The sequence below is a fragment of the Microcella alkalica genome, assembly GCF_014595885.1.
Classification (GTDB): Bacteria; Actinomycetota; Actinomycetes; order Actinomycetales; family Microbacteriaceae; genus Microcella; species Microcella alkaliphila_B.
Map to the genome: position 1 here is coordinate 403,917 of NZ_JABUKC010000002.1, position 19,137 is coordinate 423,053.

Genomic DNA, 19,137 nt, shown 5'->3' on the forward strand with positions numbered 1-19,137 from the left:
CCCACCATGGGCTCATGCACTGGTACTCGAGCTATCCCCGCCGACGCGCGTTGCAGCTCACGGCCGACGCCGTGGCCCTCGTGGTCGTCGTGCTCTCCATCGTGGCGGCGGTGACGGTGGCTGATGCGATCCGAGCCCTCGCCGCGTTCGGTCGCGACCTCGAGCAGGCGGGTGCGAGCTTCGCCGAGAACCTCGCGGCCGCGGGGGAGCAGCTCGGCGGCGTGCCGCTCGTCGGCGAGGGCATCCGCGCCCCGCTCGATGCGGCGGCAGGGGCCGGCGGCGCCGTCGCCGACGCCGGGCGCAGCCAGCAGGAGCTCGTGGAGAGCCTCGCGACCACCGTCGGGTGGGTCATCGTCGTGGCGCCGCTGCTCGTGCTCGCGCTCGTGTGGGCCCTGCCGCGCATCCGCTTCGCGCGCCGGTCGGCGCTCGTGCGACGGATGCTCGCCGCGGGCCTCACCGCCGACACGCTCGCCGCCCGCGCCCTCGCCCAGCAGCCCCTCCGCCGGCTCGCGCGCGTGCACCCCGACCCGGCCGCCGCCTGGAGGGCCGCCGACGCACGAGTCGTCCGGGCCCTCGCGGAGCTCGAGCTGCGCCGCGCGGGAGTGCTCGCGAGCGCCCTGCCGTAGACTGAGGAAGTTGTCATCGAGGCCTGAAGGAGCGGCATGTCCGGGCATTCCAAGTGGGCGACGACCAAGCACAAGAAGGCCGTCATCGACGCGCGCCGTGCCAAGTCGTTCGCCAAGCTCATCAAGAACATCGAGGTCGCGGCGAAGATCGGCGGCGCCGACCTGTCGGGCAACCCCACCCTCGCCGACGCGGTGCAGAAGGCCAAGAAGACCTCGGTGCCGAACGACAACATCGACCGCGCCATCAAGCGCGGGGCCGGGCTCACCGGCGACGCCGTCGACTACCAGACGATCATGTACGAGGGCTACGGCGCCGGCGGGGTCGCGCTGCTCATCGAGTGCCTGACCGACAACAAGAACCGCGCCGCCGCTGAGGTGCGGACGGGCATGACGCGCAACGGCGGCACCATGGCAGACCCGGGCAGCGTCGCCTACAACTTCCACCGCAAGGGCGTCATCGCGATCACGAAGACCGACTCGCTGACGGAGGACGACATCCTCATGGCCGTGCTCGACGCCGGTGCGGAGGAGGTCGTCGACCAGGGCGGCGGGTTCGAGGTCATCACCGAGCCCTCGCAGCTCATGGCCGCGCGCGCCGCGCTGCAGGAGGCCGGCATCGAGTACGACTCGGCCGAGGCCGAGTTCGTTGCCGGCGTGCAGATCGAGGCCGACGCCGAGACGGCGCGGAAGGTCTTCAAGCTCGTCGACGCGCTCGACGACCTCGACGACGTGCAGAACGTCTACACGAACATCGCGCTCAGCGCTGAGGTGCGCGCCGAGCTCGACGCCGACGACGAGTAGCGGGGCGGCGCCCGTGCTGCGCGTGCTCGGCGTCGACCCGGGCCTCACGCGCTGCGGCGTGGGCGTCGTCGACGTCGAGCCCACGCGGCGGGCGACGCTCGTGCACGTCTCGGTCGTGCGCACCGACCCCGAGCTCGCGCTCGAGCGGCGCGTGCTCGCGATCGCCGAGGGGGTGGCCGCTCTGCTCGACGAGCACCGGCCGGACGTCGTCGCGCTCGAGCGCGTCTTCGCCCAGCACAACGTGCGCACGGTCATGGGCACGGCGCAGGCGAGCGGCGTCGTGCTCCAGGCTGCCGCGGCCCGCGGCCTCACGGTGGCGCTGCACACCCCGAGCGAGGTCAAGGCGGCCGTCACCGGCCACGGCGGCGCCGACAAGGCGCAGGTCACGGCGATGGTGCAGCGCATCCTTCGACTGGATGCTCCGCCGAGGCCCGCGGACGCCGCCGACGCGCTCGCCCTCGCCCTCTGCCACGCCTGGCGCGGCGGCGCGGCCCCCGCCACCGCGGTCGAGGGGCCGGGATCCCTGACCCCCGCGCAGCGTGCGTGGCGCGACGCCGAGAAGTCGGCGGCCGCCCGTAGGCTCGAGCGGTGATCGCCTCCCTGCGCGGAACCGTCGTCGCCCTCGCCGCGGGCCGCGTGGTGCTCGAGGTCGGCGGGGTCGGGTACGCGGTCGCCGTCACCGAGCGCTGCGCGCGCGAGTTGCGCGTCGACGACCGCGTGCGCCTGCACACCGCGATGGTCGTGCGGGAGGACGACGTGAGCCTGTTCGGGTTCCTCGACGAGACCGAGCTGCAGCTGTTCGACCTGCTGCGCACGGTCTCCGGCGTCGGCCCGAAGTCGGCCCTGGGCGTGCTCGGGCAGCTCGAGCCGTCGGCGATCGCGCGCGCGATCCACGACGACGACGACGCCCCGTTCCGGCGCGTGAGCGGCATCGGGCCCAAGACGGCGAAGCTCATCGTCGTCTCGCTGGCCGGCAAGATCGCCGCGCCCTCGGCCTCCGCGACCCTGCCCGAGCCGCCGTCGGCCGACACCGACGCGACCGCGGCGGTCGCCCTCGTCGAGGCGCTCACGGGGCTGGGCTGGCCCGAGCGCGCCGCGCTCGAGGCCGCGCAGGCGGTACTTGCGGCCGAACCGGCGGACGAGCGCAGCGCCCTTCCCGTGCTGCTGCGCCGCGCGCTCGCGCAGCTCGGCCCCGCGGCCGCCCGCCCCGATGAGCGGAGCCGCGCATGAGCGGCGAGCTGCTGCGCGGCACCCCCGAGAGCGACTCCGAGCTCGCCTTCGAGGGCGCCCTGCGCCCGCAGAGCCTCGACGAGTTCGTCGGGCAGCAGAAGGTGCGCCGGCAGCTGCAGCTGCTGCTGGAGGCGGCGAGCCTGCAGAACCGCGCCCCCGACCACATCCTGCTCGCCGGCCCGCCAGGGCTCGGCAAGACGACGCTCGCGATGATCGTCGCGCACGAGGGCGAGCGGCCGCTGCGCATGACGAGCGGTCCGGCGATCCAGCACGCCGGCGACCTCGCGGCCGTGCTGTCGTCGCTCGTGCCGGGCGAGGTGCTCTTCATCGACGAGATCCACCGCATGGCCCGCAGCGCGGAGGAGATGCTGTACCTCGCCATGGAGGACTTCCGCGTCGACATCATGGTCGGAAAGGGGGCGGGGGCGACGAGCATCCCGCTCGAGCTGGCGCCGTTCACGCTCGTCGGCGCGACGACGCGCGCGGGCCTGCTGCCGAACCCCCTGCGCGACCGCTTCGGCTTCACCGCGCACCTGGAGTTCTACGAGCCCGACGAGCTGCACCGCGTGCTGCAGCGCGCCGCGGCGCTGCTGCGCCTCGACATCGCGACGGATGCCCTGCGCGAGATCGCCGGGCGCAGCCGAGGCACCCCGCGCATCGCCAACCGGCTCCTGCGCCGCGTGCGCGACTACGCCCTCGTCCACGGCGGGGCAGCGGACACGGCCGCCGTGCGCGATGCCCTCGAGCTGTACGACGTCGACGAGCAGGGTCTCGACCGCCTCGACCGCGCCGTGCTCGACGCGATCGTCGAGCGCTTCGACGGCGGCCCCGTCGGCCTCTCGACCCTCGCCGTCTCGGTGGGAGAGGAGGCCGAGACGATCGAGGCCGTCGTCGAGCCGTTCCTGGTGCGCTCGGGGCTCATCGCCCGCACGCCTCGCGGTCGCGTGGCCACCGCACAGGCCTGGCGGCACCTCGGTCGCGAGCCCCGGCCGGCCGGTGGCGATGACCTATAGTTATGCGAGGCTGCGCGGGAGCACCCTGGCGCCCTGCCCTGTGACTGTCGCGCTCGCGGCTGACTCTCCCGAAAGGTTCACCACGCAATGGATCCGTTGACGATCGTCATGCTGGCCATCCTGGCCATGCTCATCTTCTTCATGTGGCGCAACTCGAAGAAGCGTCGGGAGGACATGGCCAAGCTCCAGGAGCAGATGGTGCCCGGCGCGGCGGTCATGACGAACTTCGGTCTGTTCGGCACGCTCGTCTCGATCGACGAGGAGAACAACGTCGCCGTGCTCGAGACGAGCCCCGGCAACGAGGTGCGCGTGCACCGTCAGACGCTCGCCCGCGTGGTCGACGAGACCGAGTCGGCGACGGAGGGCGACGAGGCGGCGGAGGAGGCGGCCGAGGGGCCGCAGCTCAACGTCTCGAGCGTCGACACGACCGACGACGCCGGTTCGTCGAGCAAGTAGCCCGCGCGGTCGACGGCTCGCGCCTGCCCCCGGCGGCGCGGCACTGACTCCTGCAGAAATGAGTATCTGAGGTGGCACGAAGCACCCCCGAGCGCAGAGCTCTGCGCTCCCTCGTCTGGCTGCTCGTCATCATCGTCGCCCTCATCGGCGGCAATGCGGCGAGCGTGCTCTGGAACGGGGGCTCCTGGACCCCGAAGCTCGCGCTCGACCTCGAGGGCGGCACGCAGCTGACGCTGACGCCGCAGCTCTCGTCGGGGCAGAGCGTCACGCAGGAGCAGCTCGACCAGGCCGTGGGCATCATCCGGCAGCGCGTCGACGCCGCGGGCGTGAGCGAGTCGGAGATCAACACCCAGGGCGGGCAGAACATCGTCGTGTCGATCCCGGGCACGCCCGACGACGCGACGCTCGAGCGCATCCGCTCGTCGGCGAAGCTCGAGTTCCGCGCGGTGCTCGCCGCCGATCTCGCCTCCAACAGCACGATCGGCGAGGGCGGGGAGACCGGCGACCCGAGCGCGAGCCCCAGCCCGAGCGACTCCGCGACGGCCGAGCCCAGCGCCGCCCCGAGCCCGACGGCCTCGCCGACGGATGCGAGCGACCCCAACTGGATCACGCCGGAGCTGCAGGAGCAGTTCGACTCGTTCGACTGCGCCACGGTCGCCGAGAGCGGCGCGAACGTCGCCCCGGAGGACGAGCCGCTCATCACGTGCGAGCAGGGCACGGGGCTGAAGTACATCCTCGGCCCGGTCGAGGTCACCGGTGCCCGCATCGCCGACGCAACCTCGGGTCTCATCCAGTCGTCGACGGGTGTCAGCACGGGCGAGTGGGGCGTGTTTCTCGAGTTCGACGGCGAGGGCACCGAGCAGTTCCGCGAGGTGACCGAGCGGCTCGTGAGCCTGCAGGGCGTGCGCAACCAGTTCGCGATCGTGCTCGACGGCCAGGTCATCAGCGCTCCGCGCACGATCAGCGCCATCACCGACGGCCAGCCGCAGATCTCGGGCGACTTCACGCAGGAGAGCGCGAAGACGCTCGCCGACCAGCTCAAGTTCGGCGCGCTGCCGATCGGCTTCGAGCTGCAGTCGCAGGATCAGATCAGCGCGACGCTCGGCGTCTCACAGCTGCAGAGCGGCATCATCGCCGGCCTCATCGGTCTGCTGCTGGTCGTGGCGTACTCGCTCTTCCAGTACCGCGCCCTCGGCGGCGTGACGGTCGCCTCGCTCGTCATCGCCGGCATCGTGACCTACCTGCTCATCACCTACCTGTCGAACCAGCAGGGCTTCCGCCTCTCGCTCGCCGGCGTCGCGGGCCTCATCATCTCGGTGGGCGTCATCGCCGACTCGTTCATCGTGTACTTCGAGCGCATCCGCGACGAGCTGCGCGACGGCCGCAGCGTCGACGGCGCCGTCGAGGCGGGCTGGAAGCGCGCCTTCCGCACGATCCTCATCTCCGACGTCATCAACGTCATCGCGGCCGTGGTGCTGTTCGTGCTCGCCGTCGGCAACGTGCGCGGCTTCGCCTTCACGCTCGGTCTCACGACGATCGTCGACCTCATCGTGGTGGCGCTCTTCACGCACCCCATGATGCAGCTGCTCGGCCGCACGCGCTTCTTCGGCGGCGGCCACCCGCTCAGCGGCCTCGACCCACAGGCGCTCGGCGCCGTCTACCGGGGCCGCGCGCAGTTCCGCCCCTCGGCGGCGGTGAGCGCGACCAAGCGCGCGTCGTCGAGCCGCGAGGCCCAGCGACGCCAGACCATCGCCGAGCGCAAGGCCGCCGAACAGGGCGGCAACGGGAAGGACGCCCGATGAGCAACCTCACGCAGTTCGGCAACGACCTCTACACGGGCGCGCGCTCGTTCGACTTCGTCGGGCGCCGCCGCACGTGGTACCTCATCGCCATCGTGCTCGTGGTGGCCACCGTCGCGATCACGGCGCTGCGCGGCGGCTTCGTCTTCGGCATCGAGTTCCGGGGCGGCAGCGAGTTCCGCGTCTCCCAGGTGGCCGAGGCGTCGGAGGACACGGCGAGCACGACCGAGATCGCCACCGAGGCCGTCACGAGCGTCGTCCCCGGCTCGAACCCTCGCGTCTCCGTGGTCGGCGGCGACTCCGTCCGCGTCCAGACCGAGCAGCTGACGCCCGGCGAGACGAACGAGGTGCAGGATGCCCTGGCCGCGGCCTTCGATGTCGAGGCCGAGCAGATCAGCACGAGCTTCATCGGCGCCACGTGGGGCAACGACATCACCCGCCAGGCGCTCATCGCCCTGGTCGTGTTCCTGATCCTCGCGAGCCTCGTGCTGGCGATCTACTTCCGCACCTGGAAGATGTCGCTCGCCGCGCTCATCGCGCTCGCGCACGACCTCATCATCACGGCCGGCATCTACGGCGTGTTCGGCTTCGAGATCACCCCGGCCGCCGTGATCGGCTTCCTCACGATCCTGGGCTACTCGCTCTACGACACCGTCGTCGTCTTCGACAAGGTGCGCGAGAACACCAGCGAGGACGGCGTCGAGTCTCGTCGCACCTTCGCCCAGTCGGTCAACCTCGCGGTCAACCAGACGCTCGTGCGCTCGATCAACACCTCGATCGTCGCGAGCCTCCCGGTCGCCGCGATCCTGCTGATCGGTGCGCTCCTGCTCGGCGCCGGCACGCTGTTCGACATCGCGCTCGCCCTGTTCGTCGGCACGATCGTCGGCACCTACTCGTCGATCTTCCTCGCGGCGCCGCTCTACGTGCACCTACGCGAGAACGAGCCGGAGGTCAAGAAGCAGGGCGGCCGCGCGAAGCGCAGCGTGCCCGAGTCCGGCGCGGTCCGCTGAGGAGGGCGCGCGTAGACTCACGACGGGGAGGCCGCCGATGACGGACACGACGCAGAGCACCGCGACGCTCCGCGCGCTGCTGCCCCGCCTGTTCTCGCGCGCGCAGCCCGTCGGCGGCTTCGAGCAGCTCGTGCGCACTGTGCGCGCGCAGCATCCGAAGGCCGACATCGCCCTGCTCGAGCGCGCCTACCAGGTCGCCGAGCGGGCGCACCGCGGCCAGTCGCGCAAGAGCGGCGAGCCGTACATCACGCACCCCGTCGCGGTGACGCAGATCCTCGCCGATCTGGGCATCGGCGTGAAGACGCTCGCCGCCTCGCTGCTGCACGACACGGTCGAAGACACTCCCTACACCCTCGACCAGCTGCGCGCCGACTTCGGCGACGAGATCGCGATGCTCGTCGACGGGGTGACGAAGCTCGACAAGGTCAAATACGGCGACAGCGCGCAGGCCGAGACCGTGCGCAAGATGATCGTGGCGATGTCGAAGGACATCCGGGTGCTGCTCATCAAGCTCGCCGACCGTCTGCACAACGCCCGCACGTGGGGCTTCGTCGAGAGCGACTCCGCACGCCGCAAGGCGCAGGAGACCCTCGAGATCTACGCGCCGCTGGCGCACCGCCTCGGCATCTCGACGATCAAGTGGGAGCTGGAGGATCTTTCCTTCGCGGTGCTGCACCCGAAGATCTACGTCGAGATCGAGAGCCTGGTGAAGAACCGCACGCCCGAGCGCGAGGCGTTCGTGCAGCAGGTCATCGACGCCATCACGGGCGACCTGCGCCAGGCGAAGATCAAGTCGCAGATCATCGGTCGACCCAAGCAGTACTACTCGATCTACCAGAAGATGGTGAACCGAGGTCGCGACTTCGAGGAGATCTACGACCTCACGGGCATCCGGATCCTCGTCAACACGATCCGCGACTGCTATGCGGTGCTCGGTGCGGTGCACGCCCGCTGGAACCCCATGCCCGGCCGGTTCAAGGACTACATCGCGACGCCGAAGTTCAACCTGTACCAGTCGCTGCACACGACGGTGTTCGGCCCGGGCGGTCGGCCCGTGGAGATCCAGATCCGCACGCACGAGATGCACCAGCGGGCCGAGTACGGCGTCGCCGCGCACTGGAAGTACAAGGAGCGCATGAACTCCGGCCGCGGCGCCGTCGAGTCCGGCCGCTCCGACACCGACATGGCCTGGCTGGCCCACATCTCCGACTGGCAGGCCGAGACCAGCGACCCCGGCGAGTTCCTCGACAACCTCCGCTACGAGATCGGCGCCAAGGAGGTCTACGTCTTCACGCCGCAGGGCAAGGTCATCGGCCTGCCCGCCGGCGCGACGCCCGTCGACTTCGCGTACGCGGTGCACACCGAGATCGGGCACCGCACGATGGGCGCGAAGGTCAACGGGCGCCTCGTGCCGCTCGAGAGCCAGCTCAGTTCGGGCGACACCGTGGAGGTCTTCACCTCCAAGAACCCGGACGCCGGCCCCAGCCAGGACTGGCTGAACTTCGTCACGAGCACCCGCGCCCGCTCGAAGATCCGCCAGTGGTTCACGAAGGAGCGCCGCGACGAGGCGATCGAGCAGGGGCGCGACGCGATCGCGCGCGCGATGCGCAAGCAGAACCTGCCGCTGCAGCGCCTCATGTCGCAGGACTCCGTGGCGGAGGTCGCCTCCCAGCTGCGCTACGAGACGGTGGATGCCCTCTACGCGGCCGTGGGGGAGGGCCACGTCTCGACGCAGTCCGTGATCGAGAAGATCGTCGCCGCGTTGCACGTGCACGACGAGAGCGACGACGAGCCCTTCGTGGTGCCCACGCGCGGCCGCACGCCCGTGCGGACGAGCGACTCGGGCGTGCTCGTGCGCGGAGCCCCGGACATCTTGGTGAAGCTCGCCAAGTGCTGCACGCCGGTACCGGGCGATCAGATCGTCGGCTTCATCACGCGCGGCACCGGCGTGAGCGTGCATCGGAAGGACTGCAGCAACGTCCAGTCGCTGCTGCAGGAGCCCGATCGCATGATCGAGGTCGAGTGGGCGCCCACGTCGAAGAGCCTGTTCCTCGTGCAGATCCAGGTCGAGGCGCTCGACCGCAGCGGGCTGCTGAGCGACGTCACGCGCGTGCTCTCCGAGCACCACGTGAACATCCTGTCGGCGAGCGTGAACACCTCCCGCGATCGGCTGGCGCTGAGCCGCTTCGTCTTCGAGATGGGCGACGTCACGCACCTCGACCGCGTGCTCAACGCCGTGCGCCGCATCGACGCCGTCTACGACGTCTACCGCGTCAGCAACGGCTGACGAGCGCGAGCTCCTCTGGCGCCCGGTGCGCGAGGTCGAGCGCCGCGGCGAGCCGCTCTCGCGCGCGTCGGCGACCCGCTGCGCTGCGCCGGCGGTCGAGCGCCGCCGCGACTGCTTCGCTCGGCATCGCGGCGGCGACGATGCCCGCGGCGAGCAGGGCGACGACGTCGTCGCGCTCGTCGAAGCGCGCGAGGTCGACGAGAGTGCGCTCGGGGCTCGTGATCGACACCCCGCCGAGCGTGCGGATCTCGTCGGCGTCGATCTCCGCCTCGCGGATGCGCCCCTCCCGGCGTGCGGAGGTGCCGATGCGCGCCGACCGCGCCACGCACACGCGCACGGGCGACGGCTCGGCCGTCCACCCCCACACCCACGCCGCGCAACGCTCGATGAGGATGGCGCGCGCGGGCACCCCGGGTGCGACGGCGGCCGCGCGAGCGGCGGCCGTCACGGGCGCATCCGTCACCGCCCAGCCCCCGGCGAGCCCACCGAGCTCACCGTCGAGTTCGGCGGCCCGCAGCTCGACGGCGGGCAGGTCATTGTCGGTCAGGATCGAGGGCAGGCGGCGCATCATGCCGGCGAGCATGGCGCAGGCCCTCTGATGCGACCGCCCCGGCGAGACGATCGGTGGAGAACTGCTCGGCAGGGCCAAGCTGGGGAGAGGATGCCTCCCGCCCTGAGGCGGCGCGGCCTAGCGGTCGACGGCGGCGAGCCAGGCGCGTCGAGCCTCGAGCGACTCCTCGAGCTCGGCGACCTTCGTGGCGTCCTTCGCCGCCTTCGCGCGCTCGAGGTCTGCCTCGAGCGCGGCGATGGCCTCGTGCAGCTGCGCCGCGAGGCCCTGCGAGCGGGCCTTCTTCTCCGGGTCGTTCTTCTGCCAGTGCTCCTCTTCGAGCGCCTTGACGGCCTGCTCGATGCGGCGCAGCCGCTCCTCGACGACCTTCACCTGGTCGCGGGGCACCTTCCCGATCGCGTCCCACCGGCGCTGGATGTTCGTGAGCGTGTTGCGCGCCACGACGCGATCGGTGGCCTTCAGCAGCGGCTCCGCCTCGGTGAGGAGGGCGAGCTTGGCCTCGAGGTTGCCGGCGAACTCCTCGTTCTCGCGCGCGTCGACCTCGGCCTTCGCGGCGTAGAGCACGTCGCCCGCCGCCTTGAACGCGGCCCAGAGCGCGTCGTCGACCTTCTTGCCCGCGCGGCCGGCGAGCTTCCACTCGTCCAGCAGGCGGCGGTAGGCGGGGATCCCCGCCGTGCCCTGGCCGGCGAGCGCCTCGGCCTTCGCCACGAGCGCCTGCTTGCGGGTCTTCGCCTCCTTGTGCTCGGCGTCGAGGCCGGCGAAGAAGGCGCGGCGGTGCGACTCGACCGTGCTGCGGGCGCCGCGGAAGCGCTTCCAGAGCTCGTCGGCCTCCTTCTTCGGCAGGCGGGGGCCGTTCTGCTGGTGGTCCTTCCACTGGGCGAAGAGCTCGTCGAGGGTCGCGGAGACCTGCTTCCACTGCAGCGACTGCGGATCCTTCGCGGCGATCGCCTCGGCCTGCTCGACGATCGCCGTGCGGTGCGCGATCGCCTCGGCGAGCGCGGCGCGCTGCTCGGCCTGCTGCTCCTCGGTGAGCTTCTCGACGGTGCCGCTGAGGGCGCCGAGGCGCGTGCGCAGCGACTCCAGGTCGCCGACGGCGGCCGCATCCTCGAGGGCGGTGGTGAGGTGCGCCACAGTCTTGGCGACGTCGGCGGCGGGAGCGCCGCCGCGGGCGCGCTGCTCGACCAGGCGCACCTGGCCCTCGAGCTCGGCGTACTTGCGCGTGAAGTAGGCGAGGGCCTCCTCGGGGGTGCCGTCCGGGTACTGCCCGACCGCGCGCTCGGCGCCCCGGTCGGTCACATACACGGTGCCGGTCTCATCGACCCGGCCCCAGGCGGTCGTCTGCTCATTCACTGCCACGGCGCATCATCCTCATCGACTGCGTCCGACGGCCTCGGTGGTCGGACGGCTGTTCAGCATATTGCACGGGCCCGCGCACGGACTCGGCCGTGTCGGGTTGCGCTCACCGAGCGCGTGCCGGTCACTCCACGACGACGGAGGTCACGAGTGCGGGCGCGGCGGGTCGGCCGTCGGTCGCGCCGCCCTCGACACCGGCCGAGACGACCTGGTCGACGAGCTCGTCGAGCCCGCTCGTGATGCGCCCGAAGACCGTGTATCCGCCGGCGGCGTCCGACGGGATGCTCGACTCCTCGTACACGATGAAGAACTGGCTGCCCATGCTCGAGCCGTTGCCGCCCTGACGGGCCATCGCGAGCACGCCCTCCTCGTAGACGTCGTCGGCCGGAGCGTTCTCGATCGGGCCGAAGCGGTAGTCGGGGCCGCCCGTGCCGGTGCCGGTCGGGTCGCCGCACTGCAGCACGAAGATGCCGTCGGTGGTGAGGCGGTGGCAGCTGGTGCCGTCGAAGAAGCCGTCCTCGGCGAGCTGCACGAACGAGGCGACCGCCTGCGGCGCCGCCATGCCGTCGAGCTCGAGGCCGAGCTCGAGCGAGTCGTTGAGCGTGAGCGCGCCCGTCCAGGTGCGGAACTCGCTGACCTCGGTCGAGGGCGGCTGGGCGCCCTCCGCCTCGGGGCTCGGCGAGGGCGAGGCGCTCGGGGCGGGCTCGGGGGCGCCGGGGCCGGCCGTGAAGTAGACGATCTGCCCGATGGTGGCGACGGTCGCGACGGCGACGAGGGCGATGATCGCGCCGATGTTGTCGCGCACGCGTCGACGCGTCTGCGTCTCGTGCACCGTCTGCCGCGCCTGATACCGGCGCAGCCGCTCGCGCGCCTCGCGGTCGCTCGCCGACGATCCTCGTGCCACTCGGGCCTCCCTCGCACTGGAATCTCCGTGGGGAACTCTAGTCGCGCGCGCGAGGGCCGCCGCGCACCGGCGTCGGTGCTCGGCGCTAGCCTCGAGGCATGGATGCTCGCCCCGGGCTCGGCTCCGCCGCGGTGCCCCTCGCGGTGCGCATGCGGCCGACGCGGCTCGACGAGGTCGCCGGTCAGCGGCACCTGCTCGGGCCGGGCTCGCCGCTCGTGAGCCTCGCCCGCGACGACGGCAGGGCGCCCAGCGCCGTGTCGGTCATCCTGTGGGGCCCTCCCGGCACGGGCAAGACCACGCTCGCGCAGGCGATCGCCCGCCAGTCGGGCCGCCGCTTCGTCGAGCTCTCCGCCATCACCGCCGGCGTGAAGGACGTGCGGGAGGTCATGGAGCGCGCCCTTGCCGACCGCGACCTCTACGGCTCGTCGACCGTGCTCTTCCTCGATGAGATCCACCGCTTCACGAAGGCTCAGCAGGATGCCCTGCTGCCGGGCGTCGAGAACGGCTGGGTGATCCTCATCGCTGCGACGACCGAGAACCCCTCGTTCAGCGTCATCGCACCGCTGCTGAGCCGCTCGCTCCTGCTGACGCTCGAGCAGCTCTCCGACGACGACCTCGGGCTGCTCGTCGACCGCGCGGTCGCCGACCCTCGGGGCCTGCGCGGCGAGGTCGAACTCGATCCGGCCGCGCGCGAGGCGATCGTGCGCCTCGCCTCGGGGGATGCCCGTCGCGCCCTCACCGCGCTCGAGGCGGCCGCGCAGTCGGCGGCGAGCGAGCGCGGCGCGAGGGATGCGGAGGGCGAGGCCGCGCATCCGCTCATCACGGCCGAGATCGTCGCGACGGCCGTCGACCGGGCGCTGCTGCGCTACGACAGGAACGGCGACGAGCACTACGACGTCATCAGCGCCTTCATCAAGTCGATCAGGGGCAGCGATCCCGACGCCGCGCTGCACTACCTCGCGCGGATGATCGAGGCGGGGGAGGACCCGCGGTTCATCGCGCGACGCGTCATCATCTCCGCCTCGGAGGACATCGGGCTCGCCGACCCGCAGGCGCTGCCGATCGCGGTCGCCGCCGCGCAGGCGGTGCAGCTCATCGGCATGCCGGAGGGGCGCATCCCGCTCGCGGAGGCGGTCGTCTACCTCGCCACGGCGCCCAAGTCGAACGCCGCGTACGTCGGCATCGACGCCGCGATCGCGGATGTGCGCGCCGGCCGCCTCGGCCGCGTGCCGAAGCCGCTGCGCGACGCGCACTACCCGGGGGCGAAGCGGCTCGGGCACGGCAAGGGCTACGTCTACCCGCACGACGACCCGATCGGCGTCGTCGCGCAGGAGCACCTGCCGCAGCCGCTGCGCGGCCGCGAGTACTACCGGCCGACCGAGCGCGGGCACGAGCGCGAGCTCTCGGCCCGCCTGGCGAGGCTGCGCGCGATCGTGCGGGGTCGCCGCGGTTCGGGCGACTGACCCTCGCTCTGGTAGGCTCTATCGGCCCGTCGGATATGGGCACACCCTCCCCAGCAGCTCCACCGGAACGCCTCGGCGTGCGTCCGGATCGGACGGAGGGTGTACGTCCGTGAGTCGCGACAGCCGCGACCACGACCACGGAAGGAAATCGTGTCCACCAAGTCACGCACCCGCAGCAAGACCCGCCTCTCGCGCGCGCTCGGCATCGCCCTCACCCCGAAGGCCGCCAAGTACCTCGAGAAGCGCCCCTACGCTCCCGGTGAGCACGGCCGCACCAAGCGCAAGGCCGACAGCGACTACGCCGTCCGTCTGCGTGAGAAGCAGCGCCTGCGCGCCCAGTACGGCATCCGCGAGGCGCAGCTGCGCATCGTCTTCCAGGAGGCCCGCCGCACCGAGGGCCTGACCGGTGAGAACCTCGTCGAGCTGCTCGAGATGCGTCTCGACGCGCTCGTGCTGCGCTCCGGCTTCGCCCGCACCACGGCGCAGGCCCGCCAGATGGTCGTGCACCGTCACATCCTCGTCGACGGCAAGATCGTTGACCGCCCCTCATTCCGCGTGAAGCCGGGCCAGCTCATCCACGTCAAGCCCAAGAGCGAGTCGATGGAGCCGTTCCAGGTCGCCGCGGCCGGCGGTCACGTCGACGTGCTGCCCAAGACCCCCGGCTACCTCGAGGTCGAGCTCGACAAGCTGCAGGCGCGCCTCGTGCGTCGCCCGAAGCGCGCCGAGGTGCCCGTCACCTGCGACGTGCAGCTCGTCGTCGAGTACTACGCCGCGCGCTAGTCGCTCAGCGCTCCGCACGATGGGGGTCCGGCTCACGCCGGGCCCCCATCGTCGTTCCCGTGGCGGCGCTAAGGTGGAACGCCGGGCCCGCGCGGCCCCGTGGCATCGTCGTCCCCCAGGTGAGGAGAACCCCATGAACAAGCTCGTCTGGCTCGTCGCGGGCGTCGCGATCGGCTTCGTCGCAGCCCGCCAGGTCGAGAAGTCTCCCGAGGCGCGTCAGTTCCTCGACGAGGTCGACGCGAAGGCGCGCGAGTTCGGCGAGGCCGTCATCGACGGGTACCGGCAGCGCGAGGCCGAGCTGCGCGCGGCCGTCGCCGAGGCGGAGGCGACCATCGCCGACCTGCAGGAGCGCCGCGCCTAGCGCGCGCCGAGCATCCGCCGCCCCGATCGCGTCGGCCGCGATCGCCCGCACCGCCCCGCACAGCCGCCACCGCACGCCCCGACGCCTCGCGCGACCGCGACGCGACCGAACGATCACAGGACCCAACGCACATGCAGACCGCCGACATCCAGCGCCGCTGGCTCGACTACTTCGGAACCCGCGGCCACACGGTCGTCCCCTCCGCCTCGCTCGTGAGCGACGACCCGACGCTGCTGTTCACGGTCGCCGGCATGGTGCCGTTCGTGCCCTACCTCACGGGCGTCGTGCCCGCGCCTTACCCGCGCGCGACGAGCGTGCAGAAGTGCATCCGCACCAACGACATCGAGGAGGTCGGCAAGACCCCTCGGCACGGCACGTTCTTCCAGATGAACGGCAACTTCTCGTTCGGCGACTACTTCAAGGAGGGGGCGATCTCCTACGCGTGGGAGCTGCTCACCACCTCGCAGAGCGACGGCGGGCTCGGCTTCCAGGAGAAGGACCTCTGGGTCACCGTCTACAAGGACGACGACGAGGCGATCACGCTGTGGAAGAAGATCGCCGGGCTGCCCGACGATCGCATCCAGCGGCTCGACATGGACACCAACTACTGGTCGACCGGCCAGCCCGGCCCCGCGGGCCCCTGCTCGGAGATCTTCTTCGACCGCGGCCCCGCCTATGGCGTCGACGGCGGCCCGGCGACCGACGACGACCGCTACGTCGAGATATGGAACCTCGTGTTCATGCAGTACCTCCGCGGCGAGGGCACCGGCAAGAACGACTTCGAGATCCTCGGCGAGCTGCCGAACAAGAACATCGACACCGGCATGGGTATGGAGCGCGTCGCGTTCCTGCTGCAGGGCGTCGAGAACATGTACGAGATCGACCAGGTGCGGCCCGTGCTCGACGCCGCCGCCGAGCTCTCGGGCCGCCGCTACGGCGCCGACCCCGGCGACGACGTGCGGATGCGCGTCATCGCCGATCACGTGCGCTCAAGCCTCATGCTCATGACCGACGGCGTGGCGCCCGGCAACGAGGGGCGGGGCTACATCCTGCGTCGCCTGCTGCGGCGCAGCATCCGCTCGATGCGTCTGCTGGGGGTGGATGCCCCCACCTTCGACGTGCTGTTCGCCGCGTCACGCGACGCCATGTCGGCGGCCTACCCGGAGGTCGCGCAGCACTACGACCGGGTCTCGCGGCTTGCGCTCGGCGAGGAGGAGACCTTCCTGCGCACGCTCGCGGCCGGCACGAGCATCCTCGACCTCGCCGTGGCGGAGGCGAAGACGGCCGGCACGACCGCGCTGCCCGGCGACACGGTCTTCCAGCTGCACGACACCTTCGGATTCCCGCTCGACCTCACCCTGGAGATGGCGGAGGAGAACGGCCTCACCGTCGACCGCGACGCCTTCGACCGGCTCATGGCCGAGCAGCGGGCCCGCGCGAAGGCCGACGCCAAGTCGAAGAAGGGCGCCCTGGCGGATTTGAGCGTCTACGGCGAGTTCCGCGCAGCGGGCGAGACCGAGTTCCTCGGCTACGACCGCCTCGACACCGAGACCACGGTGCTCGGCATCATCGTCGACGGCCGCAGCGTGCCGGCGGCGAGCGCGGGCGACATCGCCGAGATCATCCTCGCCGAGACGACCCTCTACGCCGAGTCGGGCGGTCAGGACTCCGACGAGGGCGCGATCGTCGGCAACGGCTTCGATCTCGAGGTGCTCGACGTGCAGAAGCCCGTGAAGGGCCTCATCAGCCACACGGTGCAGGTGCGCGCCGGCGAGGTGCACGTCGGTGCGACCGCGCAGACGCAGGTCGACCCCGTGTGGCGCCGGTCGGCGGCGCAGGCGCACTCGGCGACCCACGTCATCCACGCCGCCCTGCGGCAGACGCTCGGTCACGACGCCCACCAGTCGGGCTCGTACAACAAGGCCGGCTACATGCGCCTGGACTTCAGCTGGAACCAGGCGCTGAGCGCGGCGACCCGCAGCGAGATCGAGGAGATCAGCAACATCGCTGTGCGCGACAATCTGCCGGTCACCACGCGCGTCATGGGCCTCGACGAGGCGAAGTCGCTCGGCGCGATGGCGCTGTTCGGCGAGAAGTACGGCGACACCGTGCGCGTCGTCGACATCGGCGGCCCGTGGTCGCGCGAGCTGTGCGCCGGCACCCACGTCAGCTCGAGCGCCGAGATCGGCATGATCAGCCTCGTGAGCGAGTCGAGCGTGGGCTCGACCAACCGTCGCGTCGAGGCGCTCGTCGGCCTCGAGGCGTTCCGCGAGTTCGCGACCGAGCGCGCCCTCGTGCAGCAGCTCACGAGCACGCTCAAGACGCCCCGCGAGCAGCTCGCCGACCGCATCGCCGACCTCAGCGCGCAGCTCAAGGCCGCCGAGAAGAAGATCGCGCAGTTCGAGGCGAGCCGCCTCAGCGAGCGCGTGCCGACGCTCGTGCAGGCCGCGAGCCCCATCGGCGCGTTCACAGTGGTCGCCGAGCACCTCGGCGCGCTCGGCTCGGCCGACGACGTGCGCACCCTCGCCACGAGCGTGCGCGAGCGTCTCGCGGCGCAGGCCGCGGTCGTCGTGCTCGCGGCGGAGGTCGGCGGCAAGGCGACCGTCATCGTCGCCACGACGCCCGCCGCACGCGAGGTTGGTGCGAAGGCCGGAGCGCTCGCCCGCACCGCCTCCGCGGTGCTCGGCGGAGGCGGCGGCGGCAAGGACGACCTCGCGCAGGGCGGCGGCAGCGACCCCGCGGCGATCCCCGCCGCGCTCGAGGCCGTGCTCGCGCAGCTGCGCGGCTGAGCATGCGCACGGGGGTGCGCCTCGGCGTCGACGTGGGCCGCGCGCGCGTCGGCGTCGCGCGCTGCGACCGGCACGGCCTGCTCGCGACACCGGTCGAGACGCTGCCGCGCTCGGGCGACGTCGTCGGGAGCATCCGCCGCCTCGTCGACGAGCTCGAGGCGATCGAGGTCGTCGTCGGTCTGCCCCTGTCGCTGAGCGGCGCCGACACAGCCTCGACGCAGGATTCGCGCGACGTCGCCCTCGAGCTCGCCCGCGCGCTGCCCGGCGTGCCCGTGCGGCTCGTCGACGAGCGACTCACGACGGTCACGGCCTCGCGCGCCCTTCGCGCGGCGGGCCGCACCGCGAAGAACTCGCGAACCGTGGTCGACCAGGTGGCCGCTGTTATCCTGCTCCAGCACGCCCTCGACCACGAGAAGGCGCGGGGCGAGGCGCCCGGCGTCGTCGTGGACGCCGACGGAGGACCCCCCGCACCGTGACGAGCAACGACGACGACACCTGGGCCGAGATCTTCGCCACGCAGCCCGAGCAGCGCCGACCTGAGGCGGCGGCGGACGCCGTGGCCGCAGCGTCGACGCGCCGCAGCCGTCGGGAGGGCTTCGACCGCCCCGTGCGCCGCCGATCGGGGCGCGGCGCCGTCGTCGCGGGCGTGCTCGCCCTGCTGCTCGGCCTCGGCGGGCTCGGCGTGTGGCTTGCGTGGTCGAACTTCGAGCCGCAGATCCGCGAGCTGCTGGGCATCGAGCTGCCGAACGACTACGAGGGCGACGGCAACGGGCAGGAGGTGCTCGTCACGATCGTGCCCGGCGACATCGGCGAGGACGTCGCGCTGACCCTGCAGCAGTCCGGCGTCACCATGAGCTTCAGCGCGTTCTACGACCTGCTGCTCGCCGACTCGTCGATCAGCTTCCAGCCGGGCACCTACTCCCTGCAGGGCGAGATGTCGGCGCAGGCAGCCCTCGACGCGCTGCTCGACCCCGCCAACCGCGTCGAGAACCGCGTCACCATTCCCGAGGGCACCGTGCTGCCCGAGACGCTCGAGCTGCTCGCGCTCGGCACGGGGCTGCCGATCGAGGACTTCCAGGCCGCGATCGCCGACCCGACCCGGTTCGGCGTGCCCGCCGACGCGCCCTCGATCGAGGGCTACCTGTTCCCCGCCACCTACACGTTCGATCCCGGCGTGACGGCCGAGCAGGTCATCGAGCGCCTCGCGAGCGAGATGACCGCCCGTCTCGACGCGCTCGGCATCCCGGCCGAGGATCGCTACCGCGTGCTGACGCTCGCCTCGGTCGTGCAGCGCGAGGCCGGCAGCGACCTCGAGGACTTCGGTCGCGTCGCGCGCGTGTTCACCAACCGCATCGACGAGGGGATGCTCCTGCAGAGCGACGCGACCGTGCACTACGGCACGCAGGACTTCGACTCGGTCTTCACGACCGACGCCGAGCGCGCCGACGCGTCGAACCCCTACAACACCTACGCGAACCCCGGTCTGCCGATCGGCCCGATCGGCGCCCCCGGCGACGCCGCGCTCGAGGCCGCTGCCGCGCCGCCGGAGGGGGAGTGGCTCTACTTCGTGACGGTGAACCTCGCCACCGGTGAGACGGTGTTCTCCGAGACGCTCGCGCAGCACGAGGCCGCCGTGCGGCAGCTGCAGGAGTGGTGCAACGCCTCGGAGGAGAACCGCACGGTGTACTGCGACTAGC

Annotated in this window: 18 protein-coding genes; 15 read left to right on the top strand and 3 right to left on the bottom strand. The window is 71.9% G+C overall.

Going from position 1 to position 19,137, the window contains the following annotated elements:
- Positions 1-14 precede the first annotated feature (14 nt).
- The 9 genes from ID804_RS06395 to ID804_RS06435 all read left to right on the top strand — a co-directional run bounded on the left by ID804_RS06395 (position 15) and on the right by ID804_RS06435 (position 9,222).
- On the top strand, positions 15-626 hold the full coding sequence (locus tag ID804_RS06395; RefSeq protein WP_169078203.1) for a hypothetical protein: 612 nt from the start codon (positions 15-17) through the stop codon (positions 624-626).
- A gap of 36 nt (positions 627-662) precedes the next feature.
- Positions 663-1,427: a YebC/PmpR family DNA-binding transcriptional regulator gene (locus tag ID804_RS06400; RefSeq protein ID WP_169078205.1), complete on the top strand. Its 765-nt coding sequence runs from the start codon at positions 663-665 to the stop codon at positions 1,425-1,427.
- 13 nt (positions 1,428-1,440) lie between these two features.
- Positions 1,441-2,019, top strand: coding sequence for a crossover junction endodeoxyribonuclease RuvC (ruvC, locus tag ID804_RS06405; RefSeq protein WP_169078207.1), 579 nt, complete (start codon positions 1,441-1,443; stop codon positions 2,017-2,019).
- Complete coding sequence (gene ruvA / locus ID804_RS06410; protein ID WP_169078209.1) at positions 2,016-2,657, top strand: Holliday junction branch migration protein RuvA; 642 nt, start codon at positions 2,016-2,018, stop codon at positions 2,655-2,657. The genes ruvC and ruvA overlap by 4 nt, the downstream gene beginning before the upstream one ends.
- Positions 2,654-3,670 carry a Holliday junction branch migration DNA helicase RuvB gene (gene ruvB, locus ID804_RS06415; RefSeq protein WP_169078211.1) on the top strand — a complete coding sequence of 339 codons (1,017 nt, stop codon included), beginning with the start codon at positions 2,654-2,656 and terminating at the stop codon, positions 3,668-3,670. The genes ruvA and ruvB overlap by 4 nt, the downstream gene beginning before the upstream one ends.
- A gap of 87 nt (positions 3,671-3,757) precedes the next feature.
- Complete coding sequence (gene yajC / locus ID804_RS06420) at positions 3,758-4,126, top strand: preprotein translocase subunit YajC (RefSeq protein ID WP_169078213.1); 369 nt, start codon at positions 3,758-3,760, stop codon at positions 4,124-4,126.
- Between the two features lie 71 nt (positions 4,127-4,197).
- Positions 4,198-5,928 (top strand): protein translocase subunit SecD, encoded by a 1,731-nt coding sequence (gene secD / locus ID804_RS06425; RefSeq protein ID WP_169078215.1) that lies wholly within the window; start codon positions 4,198-4,200, stop codon positions 5,926-5,928.
- A complete protein-coding gene (gene secF / locus ID804_RS06430; RefSeq protein WP_169078217.1) occupies positions 5,925-6,935 on the top strand; it encodes a protein translocase subunit SecF in 1,011 nt (336 codons plus the stop codon). The genes secD and secF overlap by 4 nt, the downstream gene beginning before the upstream one ends.
- A 37-nt stretch (positions 6,936-6,972) precedes the next feature.
- On the top strand, positions 6,973-9,222 hold the full coding sequence (locus ID804_RS06435) for a RelA/SpoT family protein (protein ID WP_169078219.1): 2,250 nt from the start codon (positions 6,973-6,975) through the stop codon (positions 9,220-9,222).
- Here the strand turns inward: ID804_RS06435 and ID804_RS06440 are convergent.
- The 3 genes from ID804_RS06440 to ID804_RS06450 form a co-directional block, all read right to left on the bottom strand.
- Positions 9,209-9,805 carry a type IV toxin-antitoxin system AbiEi family antitoxin gene (locus ID804_RS06440; RefSeq protein WP_169078221.1) on the bottom strand — a complete coding sequence of 199 codons (597 nt, stop codon included), beginning with the start codon at positions 9,803-9,805 and terminating at the stop codon, positions 9,209-9,211. The genes ID804_RS06435 and ID804_RS06440 overlap by 14 nt on opposite strands.
- Positions 9,806-9,910: 105 nt before the next feature.
- The gene (locus ID804_RS06445) at positions 9,911-11,146 is read right to left on the bottom strand and encodes a DUF349 domain-containing protein (RefSeq protein ID WP_188219173.1); all 1,236 of its coding nucleotides are present in this window, start codon (positions 11,144-11,146) and stop codon (positions 9,911-9,913) included.
- Positions 11,147-11,267: 121 nt separating this feature from the next.
- Positions 11,268-12,047 carry a peptidylprolyl isomerase gene (locus ID804_RS06450; RefSeq protein ID WP_169078223.1) on the bottom strand — a complete coding sequence of 260 codons (780 nt, stop codon included), beginning with the start codon at positions 12,045-12,047 and terminating at the stop codon, positions 11,268-11,270.
- Positions 12,048-12,145: 98 nt separating this feature from the next.
- On the opposite strand from ID804_RS06450, the gene ID804_RS06455 reads away from it, so the two are divergent.
- The 6 genes from ID804_RS06455 to mltG all read left to right on the top strand — a co-directional run bounded on the left by ID804_RS06455 (position 12,146) and on the right by mltG (position 19,136).
- On the top strand, positions 12,146-13,510 hold the full coding sequence (locus ID804_RS06455) for a replication-associated recombination protein A (RefSeq protein WP_169078225.1): 1,365 nt from the start codon (positions 12,146-12,148) through the stop codon (positions 13,508-13,510).
- A gap of 150 nt (positions 13,511-13,660) precedes the next feature.
- Complete coding sequence (gene rpsD / locus ID804_RS06460) at positions 13,661-14,290, top strand: 30S ribosomal protein S4 (RefSeq protein WP_169078227.1); 630 nt, start codon at positions 13,661-13,663, stop codon at positions 14,288-14,290.
- Positions 14,291-14,423: 133 nt separating this feature from the next.
- The gene (locus tag ID804_RS06465) at positions 14,424-14,651 is read left to right on the top strand and encodes a hypothetical protein (protein WP_169078229.1); all 228 of its coding nucleotides are present in this window, start codon (positions 14,424-14,426) and stop codon (positions 14,649-14,651) included.
- A 131-nt stretch (positions 14,652-14,782) separates the two neighbouring features.
- Positions 14,783-17,440, top strand: coding sequence for an alanine--tRNA ligase (gene alaS, locus ID804_RS06470; protein WP_169078231.1), 2,658 nt, complete (start codon positions 14,783-14,785; stop codon positions 17,438-17,440).
- 2 nt (positions 17,441-17,442) lie between these two features.
- Positions 17,443-17,916 (top strand): Holliday junction resolvase RuvX, encoded by a 474-nt coding sequence (gene ruvX, locus ID804_RS06475; protein WP_169078233.1) that lies wholly within the window; start codon positions 17,443-17,445, stop codon positions 17,914-17,916.
- Positions 17,913-19,136, top strand: coding sequence for an endolytic transglycosylase MltG (gene mltG, locus ID804_RS06480; RefSeq protein WP_317451198.1), 1,224 nt, complete (start codon positions 17,913-17,915; stop codon positions 19,134-19,136). The genes ruvX and mltG overlap by 4 nt, the downstream gene beginning before the upstream one ends.
- Position 19,137 lies beyond the last annotated feature (1 nt).

Excerpts from the sequence above, each read along its gene's own strand:
- ID804_RS06395 (WP_169078203.1), top strand. The coding sequence starts at position 15 with ATGCACTGGTACTCGAGCTATCCCCGCCGACGCGCGTTGCAGCTCACG.
- secF (WP_169078217.1), top strand. The coding sequence starts at position 5,925 with ATGAGCAACCTCACGCAGTTCGGCAACGACCTCTACACGGGCGCGCGC.
- ruvX (WP_169078233.1), top strand. The coding sequence starts at position 17,443 with ATGCGCACGGGGGTGCGCCTCGGCGTCGACGTGGGCCGCGCGCGCGTC.
- ID804_RS06400 (WP_169078205.1), top strand. The coding sequence starts at position 663 with ATGTCCGGGCATTCCAAGTGGGCGACGACCAAGCACAAGAAGGCCGTC.
- ID804_RS06440 (WP_169078221.1), bottom strand. The coding sequence starts at position 9,805 with ATGCTCGCCGGCATGATGCGCCGCCTGCCCTCGATCCTGACCGACAAT.
- ID804_RS06465 (WP_169078229.1), top strand. The coding sequence starts at position 14,424 with ATGAACAAGCTCGTCTGGCTCGTCGCGGGCGTCGCGATCGGCTTCGTC.
- alaS (WP_169078231.1), top strand. The coding sequence starts at position 14,783 with ATGCAGACCGCCGACATCCAGCGCCGCTGGCTCGACTACTTCGGAACC.
- ruvB (WP_169078211.1), top strand. The coding sequence starts at position 2,654 with ATGAGCGGCGAGCTGCTGCGCGGCACCCCCGAGAGCGACTCCGAGCTC.
- ID804_RS06455 (WP_169078225.1), top strand. The coding sequence starts at position 12,146 with ATGGATGCTCGCCCCGGGCTCGGCTCCGCCGCGGTGCCCCTCGCGGTG.
- ID804_RS06435 (WP_169078219.1), top strand. The coding sequence starts at position 6,973 with ATGACGGACACGACGCAGAGCACCGCGACGCTCCGCGCGCTGCTGCCC.
- yajC (WP_169078213.1), top strand. The coding sequence starts at position 3,758 with ATGGATCCGTTGACGATCGTCATGCTGGCCATCCTGGCCATGCTCATC.